The following is an 11,178-nucleotide window of genomic DNA, read 5'->3' as shown; positions in this document are numbered from 1 at the left end:
AATCTCCGGAAAACCGCACAGCGGAATACGAACGGGGACGCGAAAAGGACGCGACCCGTCACGGATCAGCTCACTGGTTTTCCAAGGGATTGGCCACCCCGGGACCGTCCACACAGATGCGTGCTCGGTGCTCCCTGTCAGGCAACTCGAAGAACTCTACACACCTGCGGGCTCGGGATCAAGAGGCACCTGGAAGACCAGCACCGCGACGTCGTCGTCGTGCTCCGCGGTGACGCCGAGGGCGCGCAGGAGGCGGGCGCAGACGGTGTCGGGGGTGCCGACGGGGCCGCGGAGGGTGTGGGCGAGTTGGTCGATGCCCTGGTCGATGTCCTGGTCGCGGCGTTCGACCAGGCCGTCGGTGTAGAGGACGCCGGTGGTGCCGGGGAGGAGGCGGAGGGTGTGGGAGAGGTGGCCCGCGCCGCCGGTGCCGAGGGGTGGGCCGTTCTGTTCCTCGCCGTGGAGGACGGTGCCGTCGGGACCGCGGAGGAGGAGGGGGAGGTGGCCGGCCGAGGCGTAGACGAGGGTGGTGGCGGTCGGGTCCCAGACCGCGTAGGTGCAGGTGGCGATCTGGTTGGCGTCGATCTCCATGGCGAGGCCGTCGAGGAGGGTCATCACCTCGTGCGGGGGGAGGTCGAGGCGGGCGTAGGCGCGGACGGCGGTGCGGAGCTGGCCCATGACGGCGGCGGCGCGCAGGCCGCGGCCCATGACGTCGCCGATGACGAGGGCGGTCCGTCCGCCGCCGAGGCCGATGACGTCGTACCAGTCGCCGCCGACCGCGGCGTCGGCGCCGCCGGGTTGGTAGGTGGCGGCGACGTGGAGGTCGGCGGGCTGTTCGAGTTTCTGCGGGAGGAGGCTGTGCTGGAGGGTGACGGCGGCTTCGCGTTGGCGGCGTTCGGCTTCGCGGAGGCGTCCGGCGGACTGGACCTGGTCGGTGACCTCGGTGGCGAAGACCAGGACCCCGGCAGGGGTGGCGTGCTGGTCGGGGCCGAGCGGGACGCAGGCGATGTTGTAGTAGCGGTTGCCGCCGAGGCCGAGGATGCAGCGGGACTTCACGCTGCGCGGACGTCCGCTGCGCAGGACCTGGTCGAGCAGCGGGAGCACGCCGAGGGTGGCGAGTTCGGGGAGGGACTCGGCGGCGGGGCGGCCGGGGGTGCGGGCGCCGAACAGGTCGCGGTAGGCCTGGTTGGCGTAGCCGAGTTGGTGCTGGGGGCCGTGGGTGAGGGCGACGGGGGCGGGCAGGCGGCGGAGCACCTCGCGGAGGTCGTAGAGCTGCTCGGGGTCGCGGGGGTCGGGGCCGGGGCCGACGGCGGCCGGGTCGCGCGGGCCGGGGACGGTGACGGGTTCGTCCGCGGTGGCGGGGGTGGCCCGCCAGGCGGCTCCGGTGAGCCGGGCGCTCCAGCGCATGAGGTTCAACGTCGGCCGCTTCCTCGGGACTGATGGGGGGGTGGTGCCTGCAGGGATGGACGGCTGCAGTGTGATGATCACAATTTGTGCGCGATTCAGCACTCGCCGTGATGGTTCCGTCGGGTCGATCCTGTCAGGCTCCGGTGTGATTCCGGAAGTCGAGACCCCGGTACGGCGCGTTCCGACGGGCGCACGCGGGGGGCGCGCTCCTGGGCCGGGGGTGCGGGGGTCAGGTGCCGGGGCCGGTGGTGAACCCGGACTCGAATTCGGCCCGGGGGTGCTCGATGGTGCCCAGCGAGACGATTTCGCGCGGGAAGAGGCCGCCGAACAGCCAGTCCGTCAGCACCCGGATCCGCCGCTCCCGGGTGGGCAGGCGGCGCAGTTGGCGGGCGCGGTGCAGCCACCAGGCGCGGCGGCCGGTGAGACGGGTGCCGCGCCGGGTGTGGGCGACGGCGCGGTGCAGGCCGAGCGAGGTGGAGCAGGCGGGATGGTCGGGGCGGTAGGGGGTGAGCGGCTGGCCGGCCAGGTCGGCGGCCAGGTTCTCGGCGAGCAGCTTGGCCTGGGCGAGGGCGTGCTGGGCGTTGGGGGCGCAGGGTTCGCCGGTGTGGTCGGGGACGGCGGCGCAGTCCCCGGCGGCCCAGGCGTCGGGGAGGGGGGTGCCGTCGGGGGCGACGATCCGCAGCGTGGGCAGGCAGGTGAGCCGGCCCGCGCCGTCGAGCGGGAGGTCCGTGAGGGAGAGCACGGGGGCGGGGCGGATGCCGGCCGTCCAGACCAGGGTGCGGGCGGCGAAGCGGCTGCCGTCGGAGAGCAGCATCAGCTGGTCGGCGGCGGACTCGAGGGTGGTGGAGAGCCGGACGTCGATGTTGCGCTCGCGTAGTTCGGCGAGGGTGTGGGCGGCGAGTTCGGGGGTCTCCTCGCCGAGGATGCGGTCCTTGGCCTCGACCAGGATCCACCGCAGGTCGTCGGGGTCGATGTTGTGGTAGCCCTTGGTGGCGGTGCGGGCCATGTCCTCCAGCTCGGCGAGCGCGCCGACGCCCGCGTAGCCGCCGCCGACGAAGACGAAGGTCAGGGCGGCGTGGCGCAGTTCGGGGTCGCGGGTGGAGGAGGCGAGGTCGAGCTGCTCCAGCACGTGGTTGCGCAGGGCGACCGCCTCCCCGACGGTGGCGAAGCCCATCCCGTGCTCGGCGAGGCCGGGGACGGGGGCGGTGCGGGAGACCGAGCCCGGGGCCATCACCAGGACGTCGTACGGGACTTCGGTGGGCAGCCGGAGTTCGCCGCGCGGGGCGGCGTCCACCCAGGCGGTGCGGGCGGCGTGGTCGATCCTGGTGACGCGGGCGGTGAGCACCCGGCAGTCGGGGAGCGCGGTGCGCAGCGGGACGACCACGTGGCGCGGGTCGATGGAGCCCGCCGCGACCTCGGCCAGCAGCGGCTGGAAGGTCAGGTAGGGCTGCGGCTCGACGATCGTCAGTTCGACCCGGCGGGACTTCAACTGGGCGCGCAGCAACTGCTGGAGGCGCAGCGCGGCGCTCAGTCCGGCGCAGCCGCCGCCGATGATCAGGACTCGAATGGGGCACCTCCGGCCGGCCCTGGGGCTGTGACCCGTTTCACGTTCCCCCTATGACGCACCCGGCGGTGGTCTCTTGTCCACACTCCGGGCCGGATCGGGCCGAATCCGGTTACCGGGAGCGGGCCCGCGACGCACCGCACCGCCCCGGCCGGTGGGGTGGCGGGACGGCACGGTGGGTCGGCAGGGGATCCGGGTGTCCGGGAACGGGTGGCCGCCGCACCTTGGCGCAGCCGTTCCCGTCGCCGTCTGCGTTCCGGCCCCCGTTGCACCCCCGTTGTAGGGGAACGCCATCGCGAGCGACGGGGATTCGGACGGTTGACGAGCGTCCGGGTCGCCGCCCCGGTGGTCGGCGCGCACGTCGAAGCCCTGCGGCCCGACCGGCCCGGGCCCGCTCGGGCGCGGCGCCCGGGCCCCCGGCGTGCTCGACTCCGGCTCCGGACCTCCGGCTTGCCCTGCCGTGCCCCCATGAGTTCAGCGATGCGTGTGGTTGTCGTACGAGTGCGCGGGTCGCGCCAACGGCGGAAACGTGCACGTTCGACCGTTGCCGTTCCCTCGGAGCAGCACCTTTCCCGTCACCTGACGTAGCGTCAAGATTCGGCAAAGGAAGGCGAGTCGGGGCGGAGGGGGCGTTCCGGGTCGGATGTCCGGGACTGTGATCCGTCTCACGTGGGCCGGCGGGTGGTGCCTGAGGGGGTTTGTCCGCACGTAGGGCCCGGATCGGGCCGGTCCGGGACGGCGAGTGGTCCACTTCTGCGGCGAACTTCCCTGAACTATGGTCGGATTGTGCTTCGGACCGCCGATGGTGCCGGTCCTTTCGTCCTGGACCTGGTGGCGTCGGCGCGGACTGCACGGGAGCCAACCGGGGAAGGTAGTGCGCGGACGTCGGACCACGGCCGGTGTCGGCAGCGCACACCAGGGGGCGCAGTAGCCGTTCGGGTACCCGGGACGGGGTGCCTCGGGGGAGGTTTGGCATGTCGGAGCAGGATCAGTTGGCGGGGCGGGTGCCGGTCGCGGCGTTCGGACGGGCCGCGGTGGACGTGGTGCCGGAGCAGCGCGGGCCCGACGAGCGGGAGCGGTACGGCTACCCGGGCAACAGCGGCGATCGGCCGGACGGGTCGGGGCGGGGTGCGGGCTCGCGGCTGCGGGTGGACGCCCGGCGGAACCTGGAGAGCGTGCTGCGGGCCGCCCGCGAGGTGTTCGGCGAACTCGGGTACGGGGCGCCGATGGAGGAGGTCGCCCGGCGGGCCGGGGTCGGCGTGGGCACCGTGTACCGGCGCTTCCCCAGCAAGGAGGTGCTGGTCCAGCGGATCGCCGCCGAGGAGGTCTCCTGGCTGACCGCGCAGGCCCGGGAGTCGCTGTACGGCGGCCTGACCGGCCCGTGGGACGCGCTGGCGGGCTTCCTGCAGCGGGCGGCGGCCTCGGGCGCGGGCCGGCTGCTGCCGCCGGAGGCGTTCCGGTACGCGGAGGAGATCGGCCGGGTCCCCGAGCAGCGCGGCGGCGACCTGCGGGCGTTCGGCGGCGCGGCGGCCGAGGGAGAGCAGAGCGCCGACCCGCGGCTGCTGCTGCAGTTGCTGGCGGCGCTGGTGGCCCGGGCGGGCGCGGCCGGGGAGCTGCGGCCCGGAGTGACGGTGGCGGACGTGGTGCTGGTGCTGACGGCCGCGGTGCCGGTGCACGCCTCCGCGGCCGTCCCGGTCCGGGAGGGCGAGACCGAGGGCGGGGCGGGGCACCGGCTGCTGCAGATCCTGCTGCAAGGGCTGCGCGCGGCCTGACCGACGCCGTCGCACGGGGAGTTGACGCACCGTACGGGTCGGCCGTCGCGGGGCCGGTCCCGGGCCGGTCGCGGCACACCGTTCGGGTGACGGGGAGCCACCGGGCGCGCGGGCCGGGACGGAAGCGGCGCGGAACGTTCCGGGTACGCGCGGTGCCTGTGCCGCCGAGTTCCGAACACTTCGGCGAGCGACGACCCGGAGGGGTGGGGCGGTGCCGACCCGGCTACCGGTGGTCCCTGCGCTATGCCATTCTTTGCCCGTGGTTGGAGCCATTGTCCCGTTGCGCACCGTGACCGCCGTCGACTCCAGGGGGCGGGCCCTGCCGTGCGCCGCACGCCGGGGCGGTGCCCGGTGAACCCCGACGAGCAGGGCGACGCGGGCGAGTTCGGCTCCGGCCTGGAGGCGCCGGGCCAGGCGCCGGGCCAGGTCCCGGACCAGGGCGGCAGCCCGGCCCGGGAGTCGCTGAGCGGGCGGGTGCCCGGCCAGGCCCCCGCCGGGCAGGGCGGCGTCGCCCCCGAGGCGTTCATCGGCGAGGAGTCCCCGGCGCGCGCCGTGGTGCCCGCCCCCGCCGATCCGGTGGACGGCGAACGCCCGCCCTCCGACGCCGAGTTGACCGCCCGCGTCCGGGCCGGGGACGACGCCGCGTACGAGGAGATCTACCGCCGCCACGCGGACTCCGTCCGCCGCTACGCCCGTACCTGCTGCCGGGACAGCTTCACCGCGGAGGACCTCGCGGGCGAGGTGTTCGCCCGGACGCTGCAGGCGCTCAGGGCCGGCAAGGGGCCCGAGTTCGCCGTCCGCGCCTACCTGCTGACGGCGGTGCGCAACGTGGCCGCCGCCTGGACCCGCTCCGACCGGCGCGAGCAACTGGTCGACGACTTCACCGACTTCGCCGAGGCCTCCGCCGCCACCGTCGAGTTCGACCTCGCCGACCCCGGCGCCGACGCCTGGGCGCTCGCCCTGGCCGACCAGCGCATGGTGATGCGCGCGTACGCCGAACTGCCCGAGGACGACCGGGTGGTGCTCTGGCACACCGAGGTCGAACGGGAGTCCCCCAAGACGGTCGCCGTGCTGCTCGGCAAGACCGCCAACGCCACCGCCGTCCAGGCCCACCGGGCCCGCGACCGGCTGGCCGCCGCGTTCCTGCAGGCGCACGTGTCGGGCAGCCAGGAGTCCGGCTGCGCCGGGTACGCCAACCGGCTCGGCGCGTACGCCCGCGGCTCGCTGCGCAAGCGCGCCTCCGCGGAGGTCGGCAAGCACGTCCAGGACTGCACCCGCTGCACCGCCGCGTACCTGGAGCTCGCCGACATCAACCACGGCCTGCGCGCCGTGCTGCCGGGCGGCGCGCTGCTCTGGCTCGGCACCGGCGGGTCCGCCGTCGCGGCCGCGGCCGTCGGCGGTGCCGCCGTCACCGGCGCGGTCGCGGGCGGGACGGCCGTGGTCGGCGGGACGACGACCGGCACGGCGGGAGCGGCCGCGGGGGCGGCGGGCGCCGCGGGGGCGGCCGGGGGCGCCGGGTCCTCCGGCGGCGGGGCGGCGGCCGCGGCCGGGGAAGGGCTCGGCACCGCGGCCAAGGCCGGGATCGCGGCCGGGATCGCCGTCGTCGCGGCGGCCGTCGCCGCGTTCGCGCTCACCGGCTCGCCGGAGCCCGCCGCGCAGGTGGCCGCGCCACCGGCCACCGTCGCTCCGGAGACGCCGCCGCCGAGTCCGGCCCCGCGGCCGTCGCCGTCCCCCACGCCGTCGCCGACTCCGACACCGACGCCCACCCCGTCGCCGACTCCGACACCGACGCCCAAGCCCTCGCCGACGCCCGCCCCGCGGCGGGTGGCCCCGCCCGTGCCGTCGCCCACGCCGACTCCCAAGCCCTCGCCGACGCCGAGCCCGTCACCGTCCCCGACACCACCCTCGCCCTCGCCCCCGGTGGTGGTGGCGCGCCAGTTCTGGCTGGACGAGGTGCCGCTGAACCGCGGCCACCGGAGCGCGGCCGACAGCCCGAGCATCCGCGGCGCCGGGCAGGTCCTGCAACGGCCTGCGGCCTGGCTGCACGGCACCCGCTACCAGCACGTGCTGGCGGCCCGGGTGCCCTCCGGGGTGACCGTCGACCTGAACCGGCCCTGCCGTTCGTTCGACGCGGTCGCCGGGCTGGACGACTTCGGCGTCACCTACGGCGAGGTGGTGTTCTCGGTGCAGGGGGACGACGGCCGGGTGCTGTGGCGCTCCCCCGCGATGTCGGCGGACGATCCCCCGGTCGCCGTGCACGTGCCGCTGGACGGGCAGACGTCCATCCGCCTGGTGGTCACCCCGGTCCGCGGCTCCGTCCCGGTCGTCGACCTGGCGGACTGGGCGCAGGCCGGGCTCACCTGCTGAGGGGCCGGGAGCCGGACGGGGGCGCGGCGGGCCTCAGACCGCGCAGGTGCCGTCCTCGCAGGTGGCGGCGGGCGGGGCGATCGGGGTGATCTGCCGGCCGGTCTCGGCCTCGACCTGGCGGAGGACCTGGAGGAAGGTCTCGGCCTCCTGGCCGCCCTGGACGGCCCACTTGCCCTCGAAGACGAAGGTGGGGACGGCGGTGACGCCGATGGCGCGGGCTTCGGCGAGGGCGGCGCGGGTCTCGGCCTCGCCCTCGTCGCCGGCCAGGTAGGTCGCGGCGCGGTCGCGGTCGATGCCGGTCTCGGCGGCGAGGTCGGCGAGGGCCTCGACGTCGCCGACGTCGACGCCCTCGGAGAAGTGCGCCTTGAGGAGGCGTTCCTTGAGGGCGGCCTGCACGGCGGTGCCGTACTCGGTCTCGGCGAGGTGGAGCAGGCGGTGGGCGCGGAGGGTGTTGACCTCCAGGGCGGCGTCGAAGTCGTAGTCGATGCCGACGGCCTTGCCGACCTCGGTGATCCGGGCGTCCATGGCGAGGGACTGCGGGCCGTAGCGCTCGGCGAGCCACTCGCGGTGCGGGCGGGCCTGCTCGGGAGCGTCGGGGACGAGCTGGTAGGGGCGGTAGACCACCTCGACGCCGTCCCTGCCCTCGAACTGCCCGAGCGCCTGCTCGAACCGCCGCTTGCCGACGTAGCACCAGGGGCAGGCGATGTCCGAGTAGATTTCGACCTTCATGGCGGGGCGTGCTCCTGTCGGGGGTCGGGGGAGGGCCGGACGGCCGTTCGACGGAAGGTGAACGCTCAACCATTCACGGACATTCCGGTCGCCCCGCTCAGCCCTCCTCGGCGGGGGGCGGGGGGACGACCAGCACCGGGCAGGTCGCGTGGTGCACGGCGGCGGTGCTGACCGAGCCCAGCAGCAGCCGGGCGAAGCCGCCGTTGCCCCGGGTGCCGACGACCAGGGTGTGGCGTCCGTCGGCGGCCTGCAGCAGGAGGTCGATGACGTTGCCGAGGACGACGTGCAGGGTGAGCGGCCCGGCGTACGGGCGGGTGCGGGCGGACTGGACGGTGGCGACGGCCCGGCGCAGGCCGTCGGACATGCTCTCGGTCAGCCGCTCGGTGCTCTCCTGGACGAGGTCGGCCATGCCGGGCGGGTAGCCGGTGGGCGAGGGGTTGACCACGGCGAGGACGTACAGCGGGAGGCGGTGCGCCTCGGCCTCGGTCATGGCCCGGTCGAGGGCCCAGAGCGCGGCGTCGGAGCCGTCGCAGCCCGCCAGGATCGCGGGGCCGGGCGGCGGCGGCTCGTGGTGGACGGGGAGGGTGGCGGTCATGGCGCGGTCTCCGGGAGGGGCTGGGGTGCTCGACGCTACCCAGCGGGCGCCCGGCGGCGGGGCAGCCGCGCCCGGGGCCGGCCAGGTTTCCGGGGCGGTGCGGCGGCCGTGCCCGGCGGTCAGGTCTCCAGGGCGGTGCGGCGCGGGGCGGGCAGGCCGGTCCAGGAGGAACCGGGGCGGCGGGCGGCGAGGCGGCGGAGCCAGAGTTCGACGGCGAGCAGCTCGGCGAGGGCGGCGAGGGTGCCGGGCGGGGCGGTCTGCGCGGGGTCGGTGGCGGTGGCGAGGGTCTTGCGGGCGGCGGGGGTGTCGAGCAGTCCGGCTTCGCCCAGCAGCGGGCGGTCGAGCAGTTCGGCGAGGGCGGGGGCGGCGGCGCGCAGTCCGCGGCGGGCGGGGTCGTACGGGTCGGGGCCGGGGGCGCGGCCCCAGTCGGCGGGCAGGTCGGTGCGCCCGGCTCCGGCCAGGACGGCGGCGAGCAGGGCGTGCCGGGCACCGGGCTGCAGGCGCAGGTCGTCGGGGAGCAGGCGGGCGGCGCGGACGACCTGGTTGTCGAGGAAGGGGGCGTGCAGGCGTTGGCCGTGCTGTTCGGTGGCGTGCACCAGGGTGCGGTAGTGGGCGGCGTGCCGGTGCAGGGCGAGGCGGGCGCGGCGGGCGCCGGGGGGTTCGGTGGGGGCGCTGTCGCGGGCGGCGGTGCGCAGGTGCTGGGCGAGGGCGGCGAGCGGTTCGTCGGCGAGCAGGTGGGCGGCGGGACCGGGGCGGTGCCAGGTCAGGTCGGCGGCCAGGGCGCGGCCCATCGTCCGCCCCTGGACGGGCTCCTGACGGAGAGTCAGCTTCAGGGCCAGGTCGTCGAGGGCGTCGGCGTAGCGGGTGCGGGCCAGGCGGCGGGCGGCGCGCAGGACGGTGACGGGGGTGTGCAGGGTGCCGGTGAGGGCGCCCGCGGTGGCCCGGTCGGCGCCGGCCAGGGCGGCGATCGGGGCGAGCAGGTCGAGCGGGCGGCCGGAGCGGACCAGGTCGGCGAGCCGGGCGGGGTGGCCGTCCAGGACCTGGCGGGCGCCGTGGCCGGTGAGGTGGTCGGCGCCGCCGAGCCGGTGCGCGGCGGCGTACCGGGCGGCGTCGACCAGGGCGGGGCCGGGTTCGTCGGTGAGCGGCCCGGCGAGGGGGTCGGCGAGGTCGGCGTACGGGGCGACGGGCGGGACGACCAGATGGCGCAGCCGGGGAGCGTGGACGGCGAGGGCGAGCCCCTCGGCGTCGCCGAGGGTGACGGCGGGCAGGGTCTCGGGTTCGGGCGGTTCGGCGCGGCGGGCCCAGGAGCCCTTGACCGCGCCGGTGCGGGCGGCGGGCCGTTCGGGGGCGGCGTCGGCGCCGGGCCCGGGCGGCAGCGGGACGGCGGCGGCGAGCAGGGCGACGGTGGCGGACGCGGTGCCGTAGGAGAGGTCGACGCCGAGCCGGGGCCGGTCGGCGGGGACCGTGGCGCGGACCCGGCAGCGGACGGCCTCCAGCAGGGCGCGGGTGAGCTCGCGGACGGCGGGGGCCTCGGCGCGTTCCTCGGCGGGGTCGTCCAGGTACGAGGTGCGGTCGGCCCGTCCGCCGCGGATGCCGAGCGCGTGGCCGGGCGGGACGCGGCGCACGCCCCGGTAGGGGGTGCGGTCGCCGAGCGCCTCGGGGGTCTCGGGGGTGGCGAGCCGGGCGGCCAGGTGGGCGGCGTCGACGGGGGCGCCGACCAGGTCGGCGAGCGGGAGGGCGGCGGTGGCGTAGGCGGTGCCGCCCGCGAACGGGGTGTGGAAGACCGGCTGGGCGCCGGACAGGTCGGTGAGCAGCACGGTGGAGCGGGTGCCGGCCCGCAGCACGACGGTGTAGCTGCCGGGCCAGTGGGTGAGGTGGCGCAGCGCGCCGCCGCGGGCGGCGGCCAGGCCGTCGGCGAGTTCGCGGTCGGTGGCGCCGCAGCGGCCCGCGACGGCGAGGCGCAGGGTGGCGGGGGTGTCGTGGTCGGCGTTGTCGGTGGGGTCGCCCGGGTCGAGGCCGCCGCGGACGGTGGCGGGGCCGCCGGGGCGGAGCACGGCGAGGCGCAGTTCGTCGGGGCGCCAGTCGCCGACCGCCCAGAGCGGATTGGGGCCGCCCCAGAGCAGGGTGCCGGCGATCGGGCGGACCGCGGCCAGGGTCGGGTCGGCGGCGGTCAGGCCGCTCCAGCCGGTGAGCCACCGCATCGCGCCTCCACCTGTGGTGCTGCGGGCGCGCGACGGAACCCGGGGCGGGCGTACGGGGTTGGCGCGCCGTCAGGAGACATCGTGCCACCGATGGGGCGGTTGAGCGCCAGGCTTTCGGGCACCGGGAACGGGAGGACGCACGGACCGGGCCTCCCCCTCCGGGGCCCGGACCGTGCGGGTCTCGAACTCCCGTCCGGGGCAAGGCCGGTGGCCGGGCAGGACGGCGCGGGGAACGGCCTCGACCGTCACGGTCCGGCCGAAGTTGGCCGAAAGCCGTCGCACGGCCCGGGAGGGCATCCGCATGCCCTCCCGGACGCGCAGCTGCCCGCGGGGACGGAGGCAGCGTTTCCCCCGGCCCGCCGGGTCCTCGACGGCGGGCCGATCCACAGGCCTTAGCGAATCGCCCACCTGCCGCTGCGGCCAGGGAGCACGGATGGCGCACGCGGGCACGGGACCGGAGCACGGGCGTCCGGCACCTGCCCGCGGGGCGCCCGGCGGGCGTCCGGGCGCCCGGCGTGGACGCGGCGCGTTCCCGCCAACCGGAAT

Annotated in this window: 7 protein-coding genes; 2 read left to right on the top strand and 5 right to left on the bottom strand. The window is 76.7% G+C overall.

What is annotated here, in order from left to right; genetic code table 11:
- Positions 1–156: 156 nt before the first annotated feature.
- Entirely contained in the window at positions 157–1,404 is a 1,248-nt protein-coding gene (locus tag ACFY00_RS35295) for a PP2C family protein-serine/threonine phosphatase (RefSeq protein ID WP_388037577.1), read from the bottom strand.
- 229 nt (positions 1,405–1,633) lie between these two features.
- Positions 1,634–2,908: an NAD(P)/FAD-dependent oxidoreductase gene (locus tag ACFY00_RS35290; protein ID WP_388037573.1), complete on the bottom strand. Its 1,275-nt coding sequence runs from the start codon at positions 2,906–2,908 to the stop codon at positions 1,634–1,636.
- A gap of 1,034 nt (positions 2,909–3,942) precedes the next feature.
- Here ACFY00_RS35290 and ACFY00_RS35285 point away from each other — a divergent pair.
- Together ACFY00_RS35285 and ACFY00_RS35280 are read left to right on the top strand one after the other, a co-directional pair.
- Entirely contained in the window at positions 3,943–4,740 is a 798-nt protein-coding gene (locus ACFY00_RS35285) for a TetR/AcrR family transcriptional regulator (protein ID WP_388037571.1), read from the top strand.
- A 351-nt stretch (positions 4,741–5,091) separates the two neighbouring features.
- A complete protein-coding gene (locus ACFY00_RS35280) occupies positions 5,092–7,107 on the top strand; it encodes a sigma-70 family RNA polymerase sigma factor (protein WP_388037569.1) in 2,016 nt (671 codons plus the stop codon).
- A gap of 33 nt (positions 7,108–7,140) precedes the next feature.
- Here ACFY00_RS35280 and ACFY00_RS35275 read toward each other — a convergent pair whose 3' ends face one another.
- From ACFY00_RS35275 to ACFY00_RS35265, 3 genes are all read right to left on the bottom strand, one after another.
- Positions 7,141–7,836: a DsbA family oxidoreductase gene (locus ACFY00_RS35275; protein ID WP_388037566.1), complete on the bottom strand. Its 696-nt coding sequence runs from the start codon at positions 7,834–7,836 to the stop codon at positions 7,141–7,143.
- Positions 7,837–7,933: 97 nt separating this feature from the next.
- Positions 7,934–8,431, bottom strand: a complete 498-nt coding sequence (locus ACFY00_RS35270) for a universal stress protein (RefSeq protein ID WP_388037564.1) — start codon at positions 8,429–8,431, stop codon at positions 7,934–7,936.
- Positions 8,432–8,550: 119 nt separating this feature from the next.
- Positions 8,551–10,632, bottom strand: a complete 2,082-nt coding sequence (locus tag ACFY00_RS35265; RefSeq protein ID WP_388037561.1) for an asparagine synthase-related protein — start codon at positions 10,630–10,632, stop codon at positions 8,551–8,553.
- Positions 10,633–11,178 lie beyond the last annotated feature (546 nt).

Source organism: Kitasatospora sp. NPDC001540 (assembly GCF_042894345.1).
Lineage (GTDB): Bacteria > Actinomycetota > Actinomycetes > Streptomycetales > Streptomycetaceae > Kitasatospora > Kitasatospora phosalacinea_C.
This window is presented reverse-complemented; position numbering and strand designations above follow the sequence as displayed.

What these genes read in the sequence shown, in the direction of transcription:
- ACFY00_RS35295 (WP_388037577.1), bottom strand. Translation starts at nt 1,404, where the DNA reads ATGCGCTGGAGCGCCCGGCTCACCGGAGCCGCCTGGCGGGCCACCCCC.
- ACFY00_RS35285 (WP_388037571.1), top strand. Translation starts at nt 3,943, where the DNA reads ATGTCGGAGCAGGATCAGTTGGCGGGGCGGGTGCCGGTCGCGGCGTTC.
- ACFY00_RS35275 (WP_388037566.1), bottom strand. Translation starts at nt 7,836, where the DNA reads ATGAAGGTCGAAATCTACTCGGACATCGCCTGCCCCTGGTGCTACGTC.
- ACFY00_RS35270 (WP_388037564.1), bottom strand. Translation starts at nt 8,431, where the DNA reads ATGACCGCCACCCTCCCCGTCCACCACGAGCCGCCGCCGCCCGGCCCC.
- ACFY00_RS35265 (WP_388037561.1), bottom strand. Translation starts at nt 10,632, where the DNA reads ATGCGGTGGCTCACCGGCTGGAGCGGCCTGACCGCCGCCGACCCGACC.